This window comes from Sphingomonas sp. S-NIH.Pt3_0716 (assembly GCF_003950715.1).
GTDB lineage: Bacteria > Pseudomonadota > Alphaproteobacteria > Sphingomonadales > Sphingomonadaceae > Sphingobium > Sphingobium yanoikuyae_A.
In genome coordinates this window covers 52,726-75,210 of the sequence record NZ_QLJK01000006.1, presented here as the reverse complement: position 1 = coordinate 75,210, position 22,485 = coordinate 52,726, and the positions used below count along the sequence as shown (strand labels likewise).

General features: G+C 64.3%; 23 protein-coding genes. 12 read left to right on the top strand and 11 right to left on the bottom strand.

The genetic code is table 11. From position 1 onward, the window contains the following. Window positions 1–15: 15 nt before the first annotated feature. Window positions 16–528, bottom strand: a complete 513-nt coding sequence (locus BRX37_RS06365; RefSeq protein ID WP_125985954.1) for a YbjN domain-containing protein — start codon at window positions 526–528, stop codon at window positions 16–18. Window positions 529–614: 86 nt separating this feature from the next. Between BRX37_RS06365 and BRX37_RS06360 the strand changes: the two genes are divergently transcribed. Continuing rightward, the gene (locus BRX37_RS06360) at window positions 615–1,682 is read left to right on the top strand and encodes a PA0069 family radical SAM protein (protein WP_125986046.1); all 1,068 of its coding nucleotides are present in this window, start codon (window positions 615–617) and stop codon (window positions 1,680–1,682) included. Between the two features lie 7 nt (window positions 1,683–1,689). Here the strand turns inward: BRX37_RS06360 and BRX37_RS06355 are convergent, their stop codons facing one another. The 8 genes from BRX37_RS06355 to ccmC all read right to left on the bottom strand — a co-directional run bounded on the left by BRX37_RS06355 (window position 1,690) and on the right by ccmC (window position 8,542). Then, window positions 1,690–3,612, bottom strand: a complete 1,923-nt coding sequence (locus tag BRX37_RS06355) for a potassium transporter Kup (protein ID WP_125985953.1) — start codon at window positions 3,610–3,612, stop codon at window positions 1,690–1,692. A gap of 133 nt (window positions 3,613–3,745) precedes the next feature. Continuing rightward, entirely contained in the window at window positions 3,746–4,387 is a 642-nt protein-coding gene (locus BRX37_RS06350) for a tetratricopeptide repeat protein (protein ID WP_125985952.1), read from the bottom strand. Next, window positions 4,384–4,794, bottom strand: coding sequence for a cytochrome c-type biogenesis protein (locus BRX37_RS06345; RefSeq protein ID WP_125986044.1), 411 nt, complete (start codon window positions 4,792–4,794; stop codon window positions 4,384–4,386). The genes BRX37_RS06350 and BRX37_RS06345 overlap by 4 nt, the downstream gene beginning before the upstream one ends. Then, window positions 4,794–5,321 (bottom strand): redoxin family protein, encoded by a 528-nt coding sequence (locus BRX37_RS06340; protein ID WP_235682084.1) that lies wholly within the window; start codon window positions 5,319–5,321, stop codon window positions 4,794–4,796. Before BRX37_RS06340 ends, BRX37_RS06345 begins: the two co-directional genes overlap by 1 nt. Continuing rightward, complete coding sequence (locus tag BRX37_RS06335; RefSeq protein WP_125985950.1) at window positions 5,318–7,246, bottom strand: heme lyase CcmF/NrfE family subunit; 1,929 nt, start codon at window positions 7,244–7,246, stop codon at window positions 5,318–5,320. The genes BRX37_RS06340 and BRX37_RS06335 overlap by 4 nt, the downstream gene beginning before the upstream one ends. Next, window positions 7,243–7,689, bottom strand: coding sequence for a cytochrome c maturation protein CcmE (gene ccmE / locus BRX37_RS06330; protein ID WP_125985949.1), 447 nt, complete (start codon window positions 7,687–7,689; stop codon window positions 7,243–7,245). The genes BRX37_RS06335 and ccmE overlap by 4 nt, the downstream gene beginning before the upstream one ends. Then, a complete protein-coding gene (locus BRX37_RS06325; protein ID WP_107917594.1) occupies window positions 7,686–7,817 on the bottom strand; it encodes a heme exporter protein CcmD in 132 nt (43 codons plus the stop codon). Before BRX37_RS06325 ends, ccmE begins: the two co-directional genes overlap by 4 nt. A 2-nt stretch (window positions 7,818–7,819) precedes the next feature. Then, window positions 7,820–8,542 (bottom strand): heme ABC transporter permease CcmC, encoded by a 723-nt coding sequence (ccmC, locus tag BRX37_RS06320; RefSeq protein ID WP_125985948.1) that lies wholly within the window; start codon window positions 8,540–8,542, stop codon window positions 7,820–7,822. A 202-nt stretch (window positions 8,543–8,744) separates the two neighbouring features. On the opposite strand from ccmC, the gene purF reads away from it, so the two are divergent. Further along, window positions 8,745–10,205, top strand: a complete 1,461-nt coding sequence (purF, locus tag BRX37_RS06315) for an amidophosphoribosyltransferase (protein WP_017499557.1) — start codon at window positions 8,745–8,747, stop codon at window positions 10,203–10,205. Window positions 10,206–10,301: 96 nt separating this feature from the next. Continuing rightward, the gene (locus BRX37_RS06310) at window positions 10,302–11,018 is read left to right on the top strand and encodes an SDR family NAD(P)-dependent oxidoreductase (RefSeq protein WP_037506635.1); all 717 of its coding nucleotides are present in this window, start codon (window positions 10,302–10,304) and stop codon (window positions 11,016–11,018) included. On the opposite strand, the gene BRX37_RS06305 is transcribed toward BRX37_RS06310, so the two are convergent. Then, the gene (locus tag BRX37_RS06305; protein ID WP_125985947.1) at window positions 11,015–12,283 is read right to left on the bottom strand and encodes an SAM-dependent methyltransferase; all 1,269 of its coding nucleotides are present in this window, start codon (window positions 12,281–12,283) and stop codon (window positions 11,015–11,017) included. The two genes, BRX37_RS06310 and BRX37_RS06305, sit on opposite strands and share 4 nt — an antisense overlap. 37 nt (window positions 12,284–12,320) lie before the next feature. Beyond that, complete coding sequence (locus BRX37_RS06300; RefSeq protein ID WP_125985946.1) at window positions 12,321–13,697, bottom strand: cryptochrome/photolyase family protein; 1,377 nt, start codon at window positions 13,695–13,697, stop codon at window positions 12,321–12,323. Between the two features lie 189 nt (window positions 13,698–13,886). On the opposite strand from BRX37_RS06300, the gene BRX37_RS06295 reads away from it, so the two are divergent. From BRX37_RS06295 to BRX37_RS06255, 9 genes are all read left to right on the top strand, one after another. Beyond that, window positions 13,887–14,372, top strand: a complete 486-nt coding sequence (locus BRX37_RS06295; protein ID WP_069337025.1) for an RNA pyrophosphohydrolase — start codon at window positions 13,887–13,889, stop codon at window positions 14,370–14,372. A 41-nt stretch (window positions 14,373–14,413) separates the two neighbouring features. Next, entirely contained in the window at window positions 14,414–15,313 is a 900-nt protein-coding gene (locus BRX37_RS06290; RefSeq protein ID WP_125985945.1) for a DUF481 domain-containing protein, read from the top strand. A 41-nt stretch (window positions 15,314–15,354) separates the two neighbouring features. Further along, complete coding sequence (locus BRX37_RS06285; RefSeq protein WP_125985944.1) at window positions 15,355–16,572, top strand: hydrolase; 1,218 nt, start codon at window positions 15,355–15,357, stop codon at window positions 16,570–16,572. A 16-nt stretch (window positions 16,573–16,588) separates the two neighbouring features. Next, complete coding sequence (locus BRX37_RS06280; protein WP_037506629.1) at window positions 16,589–17,608, top strand: arginine N-succinyltransferase; 1,020 nt, start codon at window positions 16,589–16,591, stop codon at window positions 17,606–17,608. After that, window positions 17,605–18,864 (top strand): N-succinylarginine dihydrolase, encoded by a 1,260-nt coding sequence (locus BRX37_RS06275; RefSeq protein ID WP_125985943.1) that lies wholly within the window; start codon window positions 17,605–17,607, stop codon window positions 18,862–18,864. Before BRX37_RS06280 ends, BRX37_RS06275 begins: the two co-directional genes overlap by 4 nt. A 29-nt stretch (window positions 18,865–18,893) precedes the next feature. Next, window positions 18,894–19,115 carry a hypothetical protein gene (locus BRX37_RS06270; protein ID WP_125985942.1) on the top strand — a complete coding sequence of 74 codons (222 nt, stop codon included), beginning with the start codon at window positions 18,894–18,896 and terminating at the stop codon, window positions 19,113–19,115. Between the two features lie 123 nt (window positions 19,116–19,238). Then, window positions 19,239–20,147, top strand: a complete 909-nt coding sequence (locus BRX37_RS06265; RefSeq protein WP_010337851.1) for a histidine kinase — start codon at window positions 19,239–19,241, stop codon at window positions 20,145–20,147. A 166-nt stretch (window positions 20,148–20,313) separates the two neighbouring features. Further along, on the top strand, window positions 20,314–20,760 hold the full coding sequence (locus BRX37_RS06260; RefSeq protein ID WP_037506839.1) for a TadE/TadG family type IV pilus assembly protein: 447 nt from the start codon (window positions 20,314–20,316) through the stop codon (window positions 20,758–20,760). Continuing rightward, on the top strand, window positions 20,757–22,400 hold the full coding sequence (locus tag BRX37_RS06255) for a TadG family pilus assembly protein (protein ID WP_125985941.1): 1,644 nt from the start codon (window positions 20,757–20,759) through the stop codon (window positions 22,398–22,400). Before BRX37_RS06260 ends, BRX37_RS06255 begins: the two co-directional genes overlap by 4 nt. Window positions 22,401–22,485 lie beyond the last annotated feature (85 nt).

Sequence of the window (22,485 nt, the reverse complement as noted above, 5' to 3'; positions counted from 1 at the left end):
CCAGCCCGCTCCCCTTCACTTCTTGAGCGTGGGCGCCGGGTTCTCCTTGAAGAATTTGCTGAGTTCGCCGAGCATCACCGACCACCAGTCGACCACGTCGGCGAAATTCTCCTGGTTGAGGCCGCCGATCGTGCTGACGTCATAGGACACGTCCAGCGTCTTGTCGTCGGCCAGCGACATCTGGATGAAGCGCTTGGACTGGTTCCACTTGTTCGCCAGTTCGACCGTGTTGCCGCCATCATCTGCGAAATTGATACCGAACTGCAACGAGTTGCAGTCCTTCATCTCTTCGCAGCCATAGAAATAGATGGTGAAATTATAGCCGGAGGCCGCGCTCTCTATCATCGGGTTACCGGTCGACTTGCTCTTGGTCAGCGCCGCCTTGTAGCCCGCTGCCTGTAGCGCATCGACCACCGACTGTGGGCGGCTCGCACAGACCATATTGGCCGCACAATCCGTCGTCGGCGCCGCAGCATCGGCCGCGCCAGACATCATCATGAGAGCCGGAACAAGCCACCAGGCACGCATGATATTTCCCCCTTCTTTCAAGGGCACAGCCATGACGCGTCCGAAGCGACCTTGTCAATAAGTTCATGATATGTTCTTATTTCAACATGGCAATCATTCCCGGACGCGGCGCAACGCACAACCAGGCGAGCAGCCGGTTCAACCTGGCCGCGCGCGAGGCGGACGGCGACTGGCTCGACGCCGTGGAAGCGATCGACGGACCGGCCCAGAAACTGCGCACCAGCGTTTCGCTGATTACGCCGCGCACGATCATCTCGCGCAACGCGTCGCCCGACATCGCCTTCTCCCAGTCGATCAACGCCTATGCCGGCTGCGAGCATGGCTGCATCTATTGCTTTGCCCGCCCGACCCACGCCTATCATGATCTGTCGCCGGGGCTGGATTTCGAAACACGCCTGTTCGCCAAGCCGGACGCGGCGGCGCTGCTGCGCAAGGAACTGGCGCGCGGTAATTACAGCGTCTCGCCGATCGCCATGGGCACGAATACCGACCCCTATCAGCCGATCGAGAAGGATTGGGGGATCACCCGCCAATTGCTGGAGGTGATGGTGGAATGCCGCCATCCGGTCTTCATCACCACCAAGTCCGACCGCATCCTGCGCGACATCGACCTGCTTGCCGATCTAGCGCGCGACAATCTGGTCGCGGTGATGATTTCGGTCACCTCGCTCGATCCCAAGGCCGCGCGCACGCTGGAGCCGCGCGCGCCCCATCCCGAACGGCGGATCGCCGCCATCGCCCGACTGGCCGAAGCCGGCGTGCCGGTATCGGCCAACATGTCGCCGATCATCCCGGCAATCAACGATCATGAGATCGAACAGGTGGTGGCGCGGCTTGCCATGGCCGGCGCGCAGGACGTCAACTACATCCTGGTCCGCCTGCCGCATGAGGTCGCACCGTTGTTCCGCGCATGGCTGGATACCCATTATCCCGATCGCGCCGCCAAGGTGATGGCGATGATCCGGGACATTCGCGGCGGGCGCGACAATGATCCCGATTTCGGCAGCCGGATGCGCGGTCAGGGCGTCTGGGCCGACCTGACCCGCACCCGCTTCATCAAGGCCCGGCGCAAGGCCAATCTCGGGCAGGCGCGGATCAGCGTCCGCACCGATCTGTTCCAGCCGCCCGAGGGCGCGCAGATGCGGCTCTTCTAAATGCCGGTCAAATCTCGACCTGGCTGCCCAGTTCGACCACGCGATTGGTCGGCAGGCGGAAGAACTCCATCGCGCTTTCCGCGTTGCGGAGCATCCAGGCAAAAATCTTCTCGCGCCACAGCGGCATGCCGGGATTGGCCGAAGGCAGCAGCGTCTGGCGCGCCAGGAAGAAGCTGGTGTCCATCATCTTGAACGCCTGGCCGCAGCCGGTAACATTCTTGAGCGCGGCCGGAACATCCGGCTCCTGCATGAAGCCATATTGCAGCACCAGACGGAAGAAGCCCCGGCCCAGATCCTCCAGCTTGCACCGGCCGTCATCCTCGACCACGGGCACATCCTTGATCTTGACCGTCAACAGGATCACCCGCTCGTGCAGCACCTTGTTGTGCTTGAGATTATGCAGCAGCGCATGCGGCACGCCATCGGGCGTCGAAGTCATGAAAACAGCGGTGCCCGGCACGCGCACCGCGCTGTTGGCGGCCGAAGCCACGAATACTGGGATCGGCATTGCTGCCTCGCGCAGCCGTTCCTGCACCAGCCGGCGCCCACGAGACCAGGTGGTCAGCAAGGTGAAGACGACGAAGCCGATCAGCAGCGGGAACCAGCCGCCGTCGGGCACTTTGGTCAGATTGGCTGCCAGATAGGCGCCATCGACCAGGTAGAAGACGGCAAGCAGCGGCGCGGCATAATACCATTTCCAGTGCCACAGCCGATAGAGCACCACGGTCAGCAGCACATTGTCGATGAACATCGCACCGGTGACGGCAATGCCATAGGCTGCGGTCAGGTTGGACGATGTCTTGAACACCAGCACCAGCAGGATGACCATGACCATCAGCCCCCAGTTGATCAGGGGAATGTAGATCTGGCCGGCCGTCGAGGCGCTGGTATGCTCGATCCGCAGGCGCGGCATGAAGCCGAGTTGGATCGCCTGCTGCGTGACCGAGAAAGCGCCCGATATGACCGCCTGCGACGCGATGATCGCCGCCAGCGTGGCAAGGCCGATCAGCGGCAACTGCATCCATTGCGGCGCAAGATTGTAGAAGGGGCTGTGCAGCGCCGCAGCGCCCTCACGGAAGAGCAGCGCGCCCTGTCCCATATAGTTGAGCATCAGTGCCGGCAGCACGAAGATCAGCCAGGAGACGCGGATCGGGCTGCGGCCGAAATGGCCCATATCGGCATAGAGCGCTTCGGCGCCCGTCACCGCCAGCACGACCGAGCCCAGCGCCAGGAAGGCGGGCAGCGGATCGGTGGCAAAGAACATCACCGCCCAATAGGGATTGAAGGCGTAGAGAATGCCCGGAGTCTTGACGATGCTGAGCACGCCGAGCGACGCGATCGTCACGAAATAGATCAGCATGATCGGCCCGAACAGGGTCGCGACTTTGTTGGTCCCCAACCCCTGGATCCAGAACAGGCCGAGCAGGATCAGCACCGCGACCGGCAGGATCGCCGGCGCAAGGTTGGCGTTATAGACCGCCAGACCTTCCACCGCCGACAGCACCGAAACCGCCGGCGTGATCATCGAATCGCCGTAGAAGAGGGCAGTCGCGAACACGCCCAGCAGCACGATGCCGCGCGACCAGCGCTGCGTCTTGGTCTGGCCGTTGATCAGCGCCAGCAGAGCCAGGCTGCCGCCCTCGCCCTTATTGTCGGCGCGCATGATGATGCTGACATATTTGAGCGTCACGACCAGCATCATCGACCAGAACATCAGGCTGATGACGCCCAATATATGGTCGGGATCGAGGTCGAGATGATGGTGCCCCGCAAAGGTTTCGCGGAAAGCGTAGAGCGGGCTGGTGCCGATATCGCCGAAGACGATACCGATCGCGCCGACGACCAGCTTGGCCGTGGCTTTCTGACGGGCATGGCCATGCCCATCCTGCTCGCCGTCTTCGGGGACGGCGACCGCGCTGTCATCAGCCATGAAGGAAATGCTCGATCATCAATATCATGTCGCAACCCTTGCCAGGGCAATTCTCATTCCAAGGACGGAGCCCAGCAAACCGCCGGCCCCTACCATGGGCACAGGGTTCACGCAATGATCGCCCCGATGCCGATCATCGCGAAGCCGCATCCAACGCCAGCATGGCATCGATACGCGCGATATTCGCCTGCAGTTCCGCCTTGATCTTGCTGCCTTCGGGCGCAGATTGCGCCAGCGGCAACCATTGCTTGCGCGCCGCGTCCAACTGCCCGGCCTGGGCGAGGGCGAGGCCATAGAAATAGCGCGGCGCCGGCCCTTCCGGGTCCAGCCGCGACGCCTGGCGATAGGCATAGTCCGCCGCCGGCGCGACCACGCCATCGGCATGCGCGACCAGCGCATTCCCCATACCCAGCCACAGATTGGCGTCTTCCGGCGTCTGCTTGAGGCCGGAGAGCAGGACATTGGCTGCCTCCTTGGTCAGGCCGCGACGCCCGTAGGAATCCGACATGATCAGCCATTGGCCGGCCGGGCCATAGCGCTCCGCCAGGCTGCGGCGTCGCTCCGCCAGTTTCTCGTCGAACTGCGCTTCCTTCTCGGCCGCGACCTGTCGCGGCGCGCCGGCTAGGCCGGGATGCCCCTGCCAGGCATAGCCCGCGAGGCCGACCAGCAAAGCCGCCGCAACGATCTCCCGCGTCACGCGCGGGATACGCCCGATGAAGCAGAGCGCCGCCATGGCCAGGATGGCGAGGCCGAAAGCGATGATCCAGCCCGTCATGCCCGCGGCCTCCGCTTGACCCGTCCGCGCATCAACAACAGCCCCAATGACAGCAGGACGATCGGCGCCGCCCATAGCGGCCAGAGGATCGGCGCGGCCGTGGGCTCATAGCTCACCCAGTCGCCATAACGCTCGATCAGCCAGCGCCTGATATGCTCCGGCTCCTCCCCCGCCCTGATCCGCTCGCGTATCTCGGAGCGCATGTCGCCCGCCATGCTGGCGTTCGAATCGGCGATCGACTGGCTCTGGCAGGTGAGGCAGCGGATGGTTTCCATCAGCGCCTTCGCCTTGCGCTCCAGCGCCGGATCGTCGAGCTGCCGATCGGCATAGGGCGCCGGCGGCAGGGCGGTCTGCGCCTGAACCGGTGCTGCCAGCATCAGCAGGAGAACAGAAAGCAGCCCCCTCATCATTGCGCGTCCTTCAGCCGTTGCAGCAGCATCGGCACGTCATCGGCGCGGATGTCACCAATATGCTGATAGGCGATCCTGCCCCTGCCATCGATCACGAAGGTTTCCGGCACGCCGGACGAGCCCAGCGCGATCTGCACGCCACTGCGCGCATCCAGGCCGATCCGGCTATAGGGATTGCCGTTGCGCGCCAGGAAGGCGTCGACATCGGGCCGGGCATCGCGGATCGCGATCGCGTCTATCGCTACCCCGGCCTGCTTGAGCGCCATCAGTTGCGGCGCCTCCGCCGCGCAGGGAATGCACCAGCTGGCAAAGATGTTGAGCAGGCGCGGCTTGCCATCGGCCAACTGCGTGCTGGCGAGCGCGGGACGATCGCTGGCGGCAGCCGGCAGGGTGAAGGCCGGCAAAGCCTGGCCAATCAGCTTGGAGGTGATGACACGGTCATCCGGCTTGAACAGGCCGCTGGCGAACAGGGCGAAGAAGCCGAGGAACAGCACCAGCGGTAGCCAGATCAGCAGCTTCCTCATGCCATTGCCCTCCGTGCGCGCCATTTCATCAGCCAGCCGCGCCGCTCCCGCCCGACCAGCGCCAGCAGGCCACCCAGCGCGATCATGATGCCGCCCAGCCAGATCAGCGTCACGAACGGCTTCCACCAGATCCGCATCTGCCAGCGACCGGCATCGGCTTCCTGCCCCAGCACGACATAGAGCTGGCCATTCCACCGGGTCAGCAGCGCCGCTTCCGTCGTGGTCGTCGGCGGCGAGGCGAAGAAGCGCGATTGCGGATGGATCACCACCGCCCGGCCGCCCCGTTCCGCAATGACGTCCGCCTGCAACGCCGTCCAATTGTCGCCAGCAAGCGGCAGGATGCGCTGGAAGCGCAGCGTCCAGCCAGCCGTCTCGATGCTGTCGCCTGGCCGGACTGCCACTAGCTTCTCGACCGTGAACGCCGAATCGCAGGCCATGCCCGCCAGGCTGACGGCACAGCCCAGATGGGCGATCACCATGCCATAGGTGAAGAGCGGCGTGCGGCGCAGGTTGCGCTTCCACAGCGGCGCGAGCGATCCCACGCCGACGGCCAGCGCCACCACCAGCCCGCAATAGGGCAACAGCCCGATCCGGCCCCAGGCGAGCGCACCGACCAGCACCACGGCCGCCAGTGCGACCGCCGTCGGAACGAGCATGCGCCCGGCCACGGCGCGCGCCTGATCCCGGCGCCAGCGAGTGAGCGGCCCTGCCGCCATGACGATCAGCAGGATGAGCGCAATCGGCCCGGCAATGCGATCGAAATAGGGCGCGCCGACCGACACCTTGTGCCCGAATGCTTCGGTCATCAGCGGGTAAAGCGTGCCGATCAGCACCAGCCCGAGGATCACCGAAAGCAACAGGTTGTTGACCACCAGGAAGGTTTCGCGGCTTACCAGTTCGAACGGCGCGCCCTCGCGCACCGTGCCGATCCGCCAGCCGAACAGAGCCAAAGCGCCGCCAATATAGAGCGCCAGCAAGGCCAGGATGAAGCTACCCCGCTCCGGATCGACAGCGAAGGCATGGACGCTGGTCAATATGCCCGACCGGACCAGGAAGGTGCCGACCATCGACATGGAGAAGGCAACGACGGCCAGCATCACCGTCCAGGCGCGCAGCGCGTCGCGGGTCGCCAGCACGGTCACGCTGTGCAGCAGCGCGGTCGCCGCCAGCCAGGGCATCAGCGATGCATTTTCGACCGGATCCCAGAACCACCAGCCGCCCCAGCCCAGCTCATAATAGGCCCAATAGCTGCCCGCGGTGATGCCAAGCGTCAACATCACCCAGGCGGCCAGCACCCAGGGCCGCATGGCGCGGGCGAACGCCGCATCCACCTGCCGCGTCAGCAAGGCGCCGACCGCAAAGGAAAAAGCGACCGACAGGCCGACATAGCCAAGATAGAGCGTCGGCGGATGGAAGGCGAGGCCCGGATCCTGCAGCAGCGGGTTGAGCCCCTGCCCATCAACGGGCGCGGGCGCAATGCGGGCGAAGGGATTGGAGGAGAAGAGCAGGAAGGCATAGAAGCCGAGGCTGATCGCTGCCTGCGCCCCCAGTGTTGCCATGTGCGCGTCGCGCTTCAACGCCCGTTCAAACAAGGCAACCGCCGCGCCAGCAACGCCCATCACCGTGACCCACAGCAGCATCGACCCTTCATGATTGCCCCAGGTTCCGGCGAACTTGTAGAGCCATGGCTTGGCCGAATGGCTGTTGGTCGCCACCAGCAGCACCGACATGTCGGACCGCAGGAACAGGCTGATCAGCGCGACAAAGGCGGCTGCCGTCAGCACGCCCTGCAAAACAGCGACAGGTCGGACGGCGCCCAGCACCTCGCCCTTGCCGCCCGCCAGCCCCATGCCGACCAGAAACAGCTGGAGCAGCGCGAGGACCGCGGCAAACCACAGGGCGGCGAGACCGGCTTCGGCAATCATGGCGCGGCCTTCATCTCATGCGTGGTTTCATTATAGGTCATGCCGTCCAGTTCGCGCGGCATGTAGCGCTCGTCATGCTTGGCCAGCAAATTGGTGGCGACGAACCGCCCCTGCCGATCAAAAGCGCCCTCCGCGACCACGCCGCTGCCTTCCTTGAACAGGTCGGGCGCGATGCCGCTGAAGGTCGCCGGCACGGTCGCCTTGCCGTCGGTCACGTCGAAATTGATCGTCACGCCATCGGCCGCGTGCTTGAGGCTGCCCTTCACCACCATGCCGCCCAGACGGATCGCCTTGCCGGGCTCCACACCCTTGGTCTTCACGTCGTTGGGCGCGTAGAAATAGGCCGCTTCGTCCTTCAGCGCCGATACGGCGAGCAGCCCGGCGCCGATGATCGCCACAAGCGCTGCGAGCGCCAGGATAAGCCGTTGATGTTTGGCTTTCATGTCCGGTCAGACAGTCGTTCGGCCTGACGTTCCGCCGATCGCATCGCGCGCCAGCTGACGATGGTGACGATCGCCGTGCCTACGGCCGTCACGGCATAGGCGGCGATCACGAAAGCCCATTGGTTCATCTCTACCCTCTTGTCAGGCGCTGCATCCGCGCCTCGACCTTATTTTGTGCCAATATTGCCCGCATCCGCATCAGCACGATCGCCGCGAACAACAAGGTGAAACCGAACAGCGTCAGGCCGAGTGGCCAGAGCAACGATCCGTCGATGCTCGATCCCCGCATCGTGATGCTGGGCCCCTGGTGCAGGCTGTTCCACCAGACCACCGAACGGTTGATGATCGGGATGTTGATCGCGCCAACCAAGCCGAAGATCGCGGTCACCGGGCTGACCCCGCCCTGTCCCTGCCGCGCCGATGCATTGGCCAGGGCGATATAGCCCAGATAGAGAAAGAGCAGGACCAGCATGGACGTCATGCGCCCGTCCCATTCCCACCAGGTGCCCCAGGTCGGCCGCCCCCAGATCGAACCGGTCATCAGGCAGATGGCGGTGAACAGCGCGCCCGGCGCCGCGATCGCGCGGCCGGCCACGGCAGCCAGCGGATGGCGCCAGACCAGTTGCATCAGCCCGGACACGGCAATGCCGGTCCAGCCCGCCATGCCGAGCCACGCGGCCGGCACATGTATATAGAGTATGCGCACCGTATCGCCCTGCAGATAATCCGCCGGCGTCAGGAACAGACCCGAAGCGCAGCCGGCCAGCAGCAGCACGAAGCCGGGCCAGAACAGCCAGCCCGTCATCGGACGGGCGATCTTCAGGAAGCGGGCGGGATTGGCAAAACGGTGCATGAGTACAGGTTTCTTAGCGACACCCGAACGTCAACGCCAGTGGCCGTTTAGCCCATGGAAAAGCCGGCAAAACGCAGCGTTGCCACGATTGGCCACGCTTTTTTGTTACAGGCAGGCGACAAATCGAGCGGGAGGGACTATATGCGCGCGAAAGGTCGCCCCAGAGGGGTGGTCAGGAACGGCAATGGACCCGCTCACACCCATGATTACGACGAATCCTTTCGACGACGACAAGTTGCGCGAAGAATGCGGCATTTTTGGCGTATCTGGCGCAGAAACCGCGTCCGCGATGGTAGCGCTCGGCCTTCACGCCCTGCAGCATCGCGGCCAGGAAGCGGCAGGCATCACCAGCTGGGACGGGCATGATTTCCATACCCATCGCGCCATGGGCCATGTCGCCGGCAATTTCGACCGCGACGAGGTGATTCGGGGCCTTCCCGGCGACACGGCCTGCGGCCATGTCCGTTACTCGACCACCGGCGAAACCTCGCTGCGCAACGTCCAGCCGCTCTATGCCGAACTCAATTCCGGCGGTTTCGCGGTTGCCCATAACGGCAATATCTCCAACGCGATGAAGGTCCGCCGCGAACTCATCCGCCGCGGCTCCATTTTCCAGTCGACCTCGGACACCGAAGTCATCATCCATCTGGTCGCGACGTCCAATTATCGCACCCTGCTCGACAAGTTCATCGACGCGCTCAAGCAGATCGAAGGCGCCTATTCGCTGATCGTCATGACCCCCGAGGGCATGATCGCCTGCCGCGATCCGCTGGGCATCCGCCCGCTGGTGATGGGCAAGCTGGGCGATTCGACCATCTTCGCTTCTGAAACCGTCGCGCTCGACGTGGTCGGCGCCGACTATGTCCGCTCGATCGATCCGGGCGAACTCGTCATCGTCACCAAGGATGGCGAAATGCGCTCGATCCGCCCGTTCGGCGAAGTGCATCCGCGTCCCTGCATCTTCGAGCATGTCTATTTCAGCCGCCCTGATTCGATCATCGACAATTCCAGCGTCTATTCGGTCCGCAAGGCGATCGGCGCGCAGCTGGCGATCGAAAATCCGGTCGAGGCCGACTATGTCATCCCGGTGCCCGACAGCGGTGTGCCGGCCGCCATCGGCTATGCGCAGGAATCGGGCATCCCGTTCGAACTGGGCATCATCCGGTCGCATTATATCGGCCGCACCTTCATCCAGCCGGGCGACAAGGTCCGCCATCTGGGCGTCAAGCTGAAGCATAATGCCAACCGCGCCCTCATCCAAGGCAAGCGCATCGTGCTGATCGACGACTCGATCGTGCGCGGCACCACCTCGCTGAAGATCGTGCAGATGATGCGCGAAGCGGGCGCGGCCGAAGTGCATATGCGCATCGCCTCGCCGCCGACCAAGCATAGCTGCTTCTATGGCGTCGATACGCCCGAGCGCACCAAGCTGCTGGCGCACAAGCTGGACATTGGCGGCATGCAGGACTTCATCCACGCCGACAGCCTGGCCTTCATCTCGATCGACGGCCTGTACAAGGCGCTGGGCGAGGCGAAGCGCGCCGACATCCGTCCGCAATATTGCGACGCCTGCTTCACTGGCGACTATCCGACCAAGCTCACCGACCAGGATGAAGCGGTGGTCGAAAACCAGTTCGAACTGCTGGCAGAACGGGTCTCCTGATCCCCGGGCAAGGCCCGACCGGGCGGGGTCGCACGACCCCGCCCTTTCCTTTTCCCACGACGACACCCGGCATCGGTCGGGGCGAACGGAGAGCCGATGTCTGATACCTTGCCGCTGTTCGGAAAACTTGCGCTCGTCACCGGCGCCAGCCGAGGCATCGGCGCCGCGACGGCAGAGGCACTGGCCGCAGCCGGCGCCCATGTGATCCTGACCGCGCGCACCAGCGGCGGACTGGAAGAGGTGGAAGATCGCATTCATCAGGCCGGCGGCAGCGCCACCATCGCACCGCTCGACCTGATCGACGGCGAAAGCATCGGCCGCCTGGCCCAGGCCATTTCGGGTCGCTGGAAGGCACTCGACATCCTCGTCCTCAACGCCGCGACGCTCGGGTCGCTGGCATCGGTTCCCGCAATCGATGCCAAGGAATTTGCCCGGCTGCTGATGCTCAACATTGCCGCCCCCCAGGCGCTGATCGCAGCCTTCGATCCGATGCTGCGGGCCAGCGCCGATGCGCGGGTGATCGCGCTGACATCCTCGGTCGGCGCCACGCCGCGCGCCTATTGGGGCGCCTATGGCGCGTCCAAGGCTGCGCTCGAAACGCTGGTCGGCGCCTATGGCGAGGAGATGAAGAACATCTCCGCCATCCGCACCCACATCGTCGACCCCGGCGCCACCCGCACCGCGATGCGCGCCCGCGCCTTCCCCGGCGAGGATCCGGCAACGCTCAAGGGGCCGGAGACGGTCGCCAGGGCCATCCATGATCTGGTGCTGAGCGATGCGCCGAACGGCCACCGCCTGCGCGTCGAGGGTTAAGCGGCCGGCTTCACCAGCGTGACCTGGGCGACATCGATGGTGCCGCCCCGGAAACCGCCTTCGCAATACATCAGATAATAGCGCCACAAGCCGACGAAATGCTGGTCGAAACTGGCCGGCAATCGCCCTTCGTCGATCGCCCGATCGAACCGCTCGCGCCAGCGGCGCAGTGTTTCGGCATAATGGTCGCCAAAGCGGCGCACGTCGCGCCATTCCAGCCCGCGTTCCTGCGCCAAGGCCCGAAAACGACTTTCGGATATCAGCATGCCGCCGGGGAAGATGTAGGTCTGGATGAAGTCGGCGCCGCGCGCATAATGATCGAAGATCGCATCGTCGATCAAAATATATTGGATCGCGGCGCGCCCGCCGGGTTTCAGCAGGCGTGCGACCGCATCCAGATAGTCGGGCCAATAATGCTGGCCCACCGCCTCCACCATCTCCACGCTGGCGATGGCGTCATATTGCCCCTGTGCGTCGCGATAATCGGTCAGGTGGATCTGCGCGCCGGACCCCAGCCGGTCGCGCGCATAATCAGCCTGCTCCACCGACAGGGTCAGCCCGTCATATCGGATGGCGCAGCGTTCCATCGCCTGTTCCGCGAGGCCGCCCCAGCCGCATCCGATTTCCAGCAGCGCCTGTCCGTCGCGCAGGTCAAGCCGTTCCAGCAGAGCCTCCACCTTGCGCTGCTGCGCCCGCTCCAGGTTTTCGATCCGATCCTCAGGATTGAGGAACAAGGCACTGGAATAATGCATGTTCCGGTCCAGCCACAGGCCGTAGAAATCATTGCCCAGATCATAATGAAAGGCGATGTTCCGGCGCGAGCCGTTACGGTTGTTCCGCCGCGCCCAGTGCAACAATCGTCCTGCCCAACGAGCCGGTCCATGGGGCCGAGCAACGCGCCCCAGCGATACGGCGTTGGCCATGAACAGCGCGAAGAGCGGCACCGGATCGGCACTGCGCCACTCGCCCGCCGCCCAGGCGCGATACCAGCCCGCCGAGCCACCCATCGCCAGTCGCACCAAGGCGCGCCAGTCGACCAGGTCCACGACACAGTCGAACCCCGGCCCCCGCCCGCCCAATAGCCGGCGCGAGCCGTCCGGCAAAGTCGCATCCAGCGAGCCCTGCTCCAGTCCCTGGTCGATGCGATCGAGCATGCGATGGAAAAGTGGCGCGAGCAGGCGCGCCCGCCATCCCGGCGTCCGCTCTGCCGGGGGGCGCCGGATCGACAATGCGGCCTTGCCGCGACGGGGGTCGACTGCATTCATCGGGCCTCTTTCTGCCCCATGCCGCGCGTCGCTGCAATCACCCCTTCATCTGGCGATAGGCCGTCAGCGCACGCTCACGCCCCTCGCGATGGCCGATCCGCTTTTCGGGATAGGATGATGGCCTAACCCCATGAAAATCCGGATCATGGATGACGCGATCGTCCAGATCGGCCAATTCCGGCACCCATTGGCGGATATAATCGGCAGCATCGAATTTATCCGACTGGGTCAGCGGCGCCATGATCCGGGTGAAGAGATTGGCGTCGACGCCGCTGCCCGCCACCCACTGCCAGTTGACGCTGTTATTGGCATAATCCGCGTCGACCAGCGTGTCCCAGAACCAGCGTGCGCCATGGCGCCAGTCGATCAGCAGATGCTTGATGAGGAAACTGGCCGCGATCATCCGCACCCGATTGTGCATCCAACCCGTCTGCCAGAGCTGGCGCATGCCGGCATCGACGATCGGATAGCCGGTCCGCCCCTGTTTCCACGCCGTCCAGTCGCCTCGCGCCTCGCGCAGATCGCGCCAGTGCATGGCATCGAAGGCGGGCTGGGCATTTTCCGATCCATAGGTCGGCAAGGCCCAGACCTGATTATGCGCATAGTCGCGCCAGATCAGTTCCTTCAGATAGACGGTCGCGTCCCCCGGCACCTGCGCCACCCGATGCCAGACCTTGGCCGGCGAAATCTCCCCGAAATGGAGATGCGGGGACAGGCGGGACGTTCCTTCCTGCGACGGCAAATCGCGCGCGACCGCATAGTCACCGACTTCTCCTAGAAAACTGTCGAGATAGCGCTTTGCCCCCTCTTCGCCCGGCGACCAGTCGGCAGGGAAGCCGCTCGCCCAGTCCGGGTCGCGCGGCAACAAGTTCCAGCCTTCCAGCCTGTCGCTGTCCGGCCAGTGCGATGGCGCCTCGATCCGCTGCGGCGCGGGCTGTGGTGGCGCGGGTGGCATGTGCAGCATCACCGCGCGAGAAAAGGGCGTGTAGATGCGATAGGGCGTCCCGCCACCCGTCCGCACCGCCTCCACTGGCAATAGCAGTCCGCCGTCATGAAGCCGCAGGTCGATCTGCCTCGCCACCGCCTTCTCGGCGTTACGCCACCAGGGCTCATGATGGCGGATCGCATGAACGACCTGCGCGCCACTTTCCTGTGCCACCTGCGCCAGCACATCGGCGCAGCGTCCGCGCCGCAGGATCAATCGCGATCCCTTGGCCCTCAGTCGCTCGTCCAGGCTGGCGAGGCTGTGATGCAGCCACCAGCGGGATGCGCCACCCATCGCCCATTGGCGCGGGCTTTCATCGTCAAGGATATAGAGCGGAATGACCGGGCCGGCCTGCGCGGCGGCGGCGAGCGCCGCCTGATCCGATAGGCGCAGATCCTGGCGGAACCAGATGATGATGGGGGAAGGCATGACCGCCCAATGCCTGCCTAGCACCCCGGTTCCAAATGAATTTTCCGCGCCCTTCCGGGAGATGCCCGGCAAATCCGATGAATGTCGATTCGGCCAATGGACGCGCGCATCACCGCCGCCTATTCTGGAACCCAATACACTAGCCATGGGTCGTCAACCGGCCATGGCTGCAGCGATGCAGGGGAAGACATGGCGTCGATGCCAGATAATGCAGAACTGAATTACCGACCGTGCGTCGGGATCATGCTGGTCAACATGGCGGGCAAGGTCTTCGTGGGTCAGCGCCTCGATAATGTCGTGGAAGCCTGGCAGATGCCACAGGGCGGGATCGACGAAGGCGAAGACGCCAAAACGGCAGCGCTGCGCGAACTGGGCGAAGAGACCGGGATCACGCCCGAACATGTCGAGATCATCGCCAAGAGCCGCGACGAGCATTTCTATGATCTGCCGCCTGAACTGATCGGCAAGCTGTGGGGCGGCAAATATCGTGGCCAGCGCCAGATCTGGTTCCTCGCCCGCTTCCTGGGCAAGGACAGCCATATCGACATCCAGACCAAGCATCCCGAATTCCGGGAATGGAAATGGGCCGCGCCCGAAACGCTGCCGGAACTGATCGTGCCGTTCAAGCGCAAGCTTTACCGCGACATATTGCAGGAATTCCACGACTTGATCTGATGGGGGCTTAAAATCCCCGGTCGGTTCGCTATGACAGCGGCATGCGTCACTGTCTGGCTATCCTGCCCTTCCTCTTTGTCACCCAGGCCTGGGCCAATGCGCCTGCGCTGCTGCCGCCATCCGTCCGCGAGATGCTGGAGGCGGCAATTGCCAATGGCAATGAGACGGAAATCGCGACCGTCGCCAAGATCGCCAAGCAGACCAATCCGCAATCGGCCGACCAGATCCAGCAGATGGTCAACAGTTGGAAGGAACGGACCAAGGCGACCCATGATACGGTGATTCGCGAGGCGCGCTTCACCGAATTATGGACAGGCAAGCTGGAAGCCGGCGGCTTCCGCTCGACCGGTTCGACCAGCGAAATCGGCATCAGCGCCGCGGCGCAGGTCAAGCGCGAAGGGCTGGAATGGAGCCATAAGCTGAGCGCCACGGTGGATTATCGCCGCGCCAATGGCGTCACCTCGCGCGAACGCTACACCGCCAGCTATGAACCGCGCTATCAGTTCGACCCGCGCGGTTTCGCCTATGGCCTGACCCAGTTCGAACGCGATCCCTCGATCGGCTATGACGAGCGCTACACCGCCTCGGCCGGTATCGGTTACAAGGTGATCGTCAGCAAGCCGATCGACCTGTCGCTAGACTTGGGCCCGTCCGTCCGTCATGCCAAATATGTGATCGGGCCGCGCGAAACCAAGCTGGGCGCGCGTGCATCTATGGACCTGGCCTGGCGTCTGGCGCCCAATGTCACCTTCAAGCAGACCGCTGCAGGTTACGCAGAAACTGACGTATTTTCCGTCAATTCTCTGACACAGTTGCAAACCAAGGTGAGCACCCGCCTGTCCGCTGGCCTGTCCTATACGGTGCAGTATGAATCGGAGACCCTGCTGTCCGCGCGCGACTTCGACACGCTCAGCCGCCTGACCCTCAGCTACGATTTCTGATCGGGGTGGAGCAGGCGCCCGCGCTCTGATAGACCTCCGGGATGAACGGCATCCACCCGCCCGTAACAGCCCCTGAAACCGCCCTGTTGGAACAGGCCGCCGCCGCGCCAATGCTGGCACAGGTCGAGGCATGGGCCAGCATCAACAGCGGATCGCGCAACCTGACCGGGCTCGCCGCCATGGCCTCCACGCTCGCCGACGCCTTTTCGGCGCTGCCCGGTGCAATCGACCTGATCGAACCCGATCCGGTCGAAACCGTGGCGCCCGATGGCCGGATATCGGTGATCCGCCATGGCCAGCATCTTCGCCTGACCGTCCGCCCCGATGCGCCGGTCCAGCTGCTGCTGACGGGCCATATGGATACGGTTTTCCCGGTCGATCATCCATTTCAGAGGCTTCGCTGGCTGGAACCCGGCATTCTCAACGGCCCCGGCGTCGCCGACATGAAGGGCGGCATTGCCGTCATGCTCGCCGCCCTATCTGCAGTCGAGCTTAGCGAAGTGGCCCGGACGCTTGGCTATCAGGTGGTGATCAACAGCGACGAGGAAGTCGGCAGCCCCTCTTCCGCTGCCCTGCTCCGCCAGGCAGCTGCCGGCAAGCGCGCCGCCTTCACCTATGAACCGGCCCTGCCCGATGGCACGCTGGCCGGCGCGCGGGCGGGCAGCGGCAATTTCTCGATCATCGTCACCGGCCTCAGCGCCCACGCCGGCCGCAACCCCGACGATGGCCGCAATGCCCTGCTCGCGGCCGCCGATCTCGCGCTGCGGCTGAAGGCCGGCAGCGGCAGCGGCTTTTCCTGCAATCCTGCCAAGATCGACGGCGGCAGCCCCAATAATGTCGTGCCCGACCATGCCGTGCTGCGGGTCAATTTCCGCCCGCGCACGCAGGACGACGAAATCGCGGCCCGTGCCCTGCTGGATCGAGCCATGGCCGATGTCGCCCGCGATCATGGCGTCAGCCTGCATCTCCATGGCGGCTTTGGTCGCCCGCCCAAGCCCATGGACGCCAAGGCCGAGCGGCTGTTCGGCCTGGTCAGGCGCTGCGGCGCGGACCTCGGCCTCGATATCAGCTGGCGCGACACCGGCGGCGTGTGCGACGGCAACAACATCGCGGCCTGCGGCGTCCCGGTGGTCGATACCATGGGCGTGCGCGGCGGCAGCATCCACAGCGACGCCGAATTTCTGATCAGCGACAGCCTGGCCGAGCGCGCGCAACTGTCCGCGCTGGCGCTGCTGCGGATCGCCCAAGGACAATATTGAGAGAGAGGACCGCCTTTTGAGTTTCTACATGCGCACCGCGCGAGCGGACGATCTGCAGACCCTGTATGAAATGGCGAAGCTGACCGGGGGTGGCTTCACCAACCTGCCGCCCGATCGCGCCGCGCTGACCGCCAAGCTGGAGCGCACCGAACAGGCGCTCAGCCGGCAGGATGGCGGGATCAAGGACGATCTGATCGTCCTTGTGCTGGTCAATGCGCAGACCGGCCAAGTGCGCGGCACCTGCCAAATTTTCAGCACGGTGGGGCAGAGCTGGCCCTTCTATTCCTATCGCCTGGGCGTGCTGACCCAGCATAGCCGCGAACTGGCCCGCACCTTCCGCGCGCAGATGCTCTCGCTCACGACCGATCTGGAAGGATCGACCGAGGTTGGCGGCCTCTTCCTCCACCCGCGCGAACGGGCCGAGGGACTTGGCCTGCTGCTCGCCCGCAGCCGCTATCTCTATATCCGCAACCATCGCGACCGCTTCGGCGACCGGGTGATTGCCGAACTGCGCGGCGTGATCGACGAAGCGGGCGGCTCCCCCTTCTGGGACGGTCTTGCCGGCCGCTTCTTCGGCATGAATTTCCAGGAGGCCGACGAGTTCAACGCCGTCAACGGCAACCAGTTCATCGCCGACCTGATGCCCAAGACGCCGATCTACACCGCAATGCTGACCGACAGCGCCCGCGCGGTGATCGGCCTGCCCCATCCCAATGGCCGCGCAGCGATGCGGATGCTGGAGACCGAGGGCTTCACCAATGCCGGCTATGTCGACATTTTCGACGGTGGCCCGACCATGGTGGGCCAGATCGACCAGCTCCGTACCGTGGCCCAGGCACGCGACGTCACCTTGGCCGCCACCCATGACAAGGGCGGCGACAAGATGCTGGTGTCGACCGGCCTGCTCGCCGACTATCGCTGCACCTATGGCTATGTGCAGGAGGGCGAGGATGGCAGCATCTCGCTCGACGCGGCCAGCGCCGCGCTGCTGCAACTGGACGTCGGACAGGCATTCACCATGGCGGGGCGGGCATGAGCGTGCGCGAGATCAATTTCGACGGGCTGGTCGGCCCGAGCCATAATTATGCCGGCCTCAGCCTTGGCAATCTGGCCTCGTCCCGCAATGCCGGCGCGGTGTCGCACCCCCGCGCCGCAGCCCTGCAGGGGATAGAGAAGATGCGCGGCAATCTGCGCCTCGGCCTCGCCCAGGGTATTTTCCTGCCGCAATGGCGTCCTGACGGCGCTTGGCTCGCGACCCTGGGCACCGACATCAGCAATGCCGATCCGCACATCCGCGCTGCCGCCATGTCGGCCTCGTCCATGTGGGCCGCCAATGCCGCGACCGTTTCACCCGCCGCCGATACCGCCGACGGACGCACCCACCTGACCGTCGCCAATCTCGTCACCATGGCGCATCGCAGCCATGAATGGCCCCAGACCCTGGCGCAACTGCGCCTCGCCTTTTCCGACACCCGTGCCTTTGCGGTGCATGGCCCCATTCCCGCGCCCTTTGGCGACGAAGGCGCGGCTAATCATATGCGGTTGTGCGACAGCCATGGCGCGCCGGGCATCGAGGTCTTCGTTTATGGCCAGTCGGGCGGCCCCTTCCCCGCCCGCCAGCATGTCGAGGCGAGCAAGGCCGTCGCCCGCATCCACGGCCTCGATCCGGCCCGCACCCTGTTCGTGCAGCAGTCGCAGGAGGCAATTGCTGCCGGCGCCTTCCACAATGACGTCGTCGCCGTCGCCAATGAACGCGTCCTCTTCACCCATGAACAGGCCTTTGCCGACAAGCAGGCCTTCTACGCCTCGCTGCGCACGCTGTTGCCGTCGGTGGAGATCGTCGAAGTGCCCGCCAGTGCCGTCAGCCTGGCCGACGCGATCAAGAGCTATTTGTTCAACGCGCAGTTCGTCACCCTGCCCGATGGCACCATGGCGCTGATCCTGCCAAGCGAGGCACAGGCCGTGCCGGCGGTATGGACCTGGCTGGAACAGATGATCGCCGGCAATGGCCCGATCCGCCGCCTCGTTCCCGTCGATGTGCGTCAGTCGATGGCCAATGGCGGCGGCCCCGCCTGCCTGCGCCTGCGCGTGGTCGCGGATCCAAAGGATATCGACCCGCGTTTCCTGGTCGATGAGCCGCGCCTGGATGAAATCGCCCGCATCGTTTCGGACTATTGGCCTGAAACCATTGCGCCCGACGACCTGTCCGACACGCGCCTTATTGCCCGGATCGAACAATCATGGTTAAGCCTTGTTGACCATTTGCAACTTTCGGGCGACTTAATGCCTTAGAAGATGGACGAAAGCCTCGGATGAGTCTGATGGAACGGATCAAACGCCTCTTCACGATCAAGACCAAGTTCGAGGCTTTCCTCGTGATCTACGCGCTCGCACTGGGCGCCAGCGAGCGCGGCGTCGTCTATATGGATCAATATCCCGGCGTCGGCGGCCAGTTGCTCGCCCTCGCCTGCTCCGGTGCCGTCTTCATGGCGGGCGGAAAAATGCTCGATGCCCTGGAACTCCAGCGCAGTTACGGCGCTTGATACTGCCTGATAACCATTGCTCGCAAAGCAACACCAGTTCGCCGCACATAAGGGATATTACGTAGCCGCCACCCGTTGGTGAGGGTCTTTGTGCCTGCACCCAGATTTGGGAGAGGGTCAACCATGCCGGACGACATAAGCGACAGGAGTGTCACCGCTGCGGAACTGGTCCGCAACTTCGCCCATTGGCGCGAGATCGGCGCGCGACACCCCCTGCTGATAACCCATCATGGCCGCGAAACCCATGTCTTCATGGGGCTGGACCGGTTCAAGGCGCTCGCCAGCCAGGACGAGTTCGATCAAAATCCCGATCGATTGCGCGAACTGGCGGTGCGCATGGCCCAGGGACTGATCCTGTGCCGCGCCGATTTTCGCATCGACCTGATCAATCCGGTCGCACTGGCCATGGCACGGCGCTGGGACCGCCGGCTGGAAGGGCAGATGCTGTGGGATGCGCTGCCAGAACTGGTCGGCACACTGACCGAGGCGCATGCCCGGCACAGCCAGGTGTCCGGCGAAATCAGCGCTGCGGATATTCCCTCCCCCTTCCGCGACGATAGCTGGCTCCACGTCGAAACCTTTCCCTTCGCAGACGGGATCGGCCTGCTGCTGCGCGACATCACGTCCGACGTGCAGCGCCATCGCCTGGCCGACGTCAAATCGGCCATCCTTAAGGCGATGGGCATCCATGGCGGCGTCGGTTATGCCCGTCTCTCCAACCGGGGTTTCATCGAATATGTCGATGCCACCATCTGCACCCTGGTCGGGCTCCCCGAAGCCCGCCTGATCAACGCCTATATGACCGACCTCATCGCCCTGCCACAGCGACCGCATTTCCGCCAGGAACTGGAAGCCGTGCTGCGCGGCGAGGGCGACCGCCGCGTCCAGGCCCATCTGCTCACCAATGGCGGCGCCTTGCTTCCTATGGAGGGCGCCCTCGTTCAACTGCGCGGCACCTACGGAACGGAGGGTGTCGTGCTAGTAATGACCCCGCCCTGCTTGAGCGAAAACGACCAAGCCGGTTCCCAATGATGTAAAATCCAGCGGTCGTAGCGGATTTGTCCGTGTAGAGCGTTCAGTATCACCCCAAAATGTCCGAAAAGCCCCGAAAACGCCGCATCGGATTTACACAATTCGCACAAAATGTGCGCGAATTTCGCATACCGCTTTTTGAATGTTGCGCCTTTATTGGAGTGACATGCGGAACCCTCCTCTCCATGCGGTGCTTCGCCTCGCCCGACTGGGCCAGGCCATGTCCCGTCATGAGCGTGGCAGCGTGCTTGTCGAAGCCGCCTTCGCCCTCCCCCTGATGATCGTCCTGTTGCTAGGCATCCTGCTCTATGGCGGCTGGTTGATGACCGCCCATAGCCTGCAGCAGGCAGCCAATGACGCGGCACGCGCGGCCGTGGCCGGCATGACCGCGACCGAACGACGGGCGCTGGTCGACGAAAGCGTCAATGCCAGCCGCCCATCCTTTCCGCTGCCGGGCGCGCAGACAATCGGCGTCGCCGCCAATTCCAATAGCGGTTATTATACGGTCACCCTGACCTATAATCTCAGCAACGCGCCCTTCTTTTCCGCCGCCATCTTCCCGATGCCCGCTGCCCAGATCCAGCGGAGCGCCGTTGTGCGGATTGCATCATGAGCCAGCCGCACAAGCGCATGCGCCGCCTGCTCGTCGACAAGCGCGGCGGCATCAGCGTTCTGTTGGCGGGATCACTGTTCATGCTCGCCGGCGCCGCCACGGTCGCCGTCGACCTGGGATCGGTCTATCTCGCCAAGCGCCAGTTACAGGGCGTGGCCGATGCCGCCGCGCTGGCGGCCAGCAGTGGCGGGCGATCTGCCGCCGAAGCCTTGCTGACCAAGAGCGGCGTGCCTGGCGTGTCCCTGGTGGCGGTCCAGACCGGCTATTATGACCAGAACAGTGCAGTCGCGGTCGGCAATCGCTTCGTATCGGGCGACCCGCGCGCCAGCGCGATCCAGGTCCAGGTCCAGCGCCGCACCCCCCTCTTCTTCGGCCGCCTGCTGGTCGGCAAGGATGGCGTCGATGTGCGCGCCCATGCCACAGCCGCCCGCTCCGACGCGGCAGCCTTCTCCATCGGCACCGGTCTTGCCTCGCTCAGCGGCGGCCTTCCCAACATGCTGCTGTCGGCCCTTGCAGGAACGGAACTCAATCTGTCGGTCATGGACTATCAGGGGCTGGCCAACCTGAACGTCGACCTGCTCCATTTCGCCGACGCGCTCAAGGTCCGCACCGGCCGCAATGATGCTGCCTATGGCGAGTTGTTCGGTGCCAATATTCCTTTGTCCGACGTCATCGGCGCCATTGCCGACACCGCGGACAATAGCGGCACGGCCGCCCTGCTCCGCAATATCGGCGGCAAGCTGCCGGGCAAGAGCGTTCGCCTCAGCGATGTCATCGATCTGGGTCCGATGAAGGGGACCGGCAGTTCGACCGGCCAGCCCAGCCTGCTGCTAGACTCCTTCTCGATGCTGCGCATGGTGCTGAGCCCGCCATCCTCGACCGCGGTGCCGCTGGACCTGACCCTGAACGTTCCGGGCCTGACCAGTACGCGGCTGAAGCTCATCACCGGCACCGGCCAGGCCAGCACGCCCCTGATCAGCATCACCAATGACAAGAATTTCATTTTGCGCACGGCGCAGACCCGCATCTTCCTCGAAAGCCGGGTAGGCACTCTGCTCACCGGGATCGCGACGATCCGCATCCCGCTCTATGTCGAACTGGCATCGGCCGAAGCGCAATTGTCGAATATCGTCTGCGATCAGGGTGCCATCAACAATGGCGTGACGCTGGCGGTCAAGCCGTCGATCGGCACGGCGGTGATCGGTGACGTCGATGAAGCCGCGCTCACCAATTTCTCGACGCCCGCCAATCCGCGCACCGCGACTTTGGCGTCGGTCCTCGGATCGCTGACCCAGGTCCATGCCTATGCCAATATCGCGCTGGGCGGCGTGACCCAGCAGAATGTGCTGTTCACGCCCAGCGATATTTCCGGGAAGCAGAGCAAGACCGTCAGCACCCAGGATCTGACCCAGGGGGTCGCCTCCAGCCTGGCCAACCAGACCAAGGTCACGGTGACGCTCGCCGGGCTGCAACTGCCGCTCAGCCCCCTGATTTCACCTGTTGCCGGCTTGCTGGGTACGACTGCACCCATCCTGGACGACCTGCTGAGCAACCTCACCGCCATCCTTGGCGTGAAGCTGGGCACCGCGACGGTCAAGGTCCACCAGATGCGCTGCGGGATGCCGACGCTGGTCGCCTGATGCGCTAAGAACCTGTCTGGAAAATGCGCGGGAACGCGCATTTTCAATGCGGCACCGGCCCGCACCCCCACCCGGCCGCCCAGAC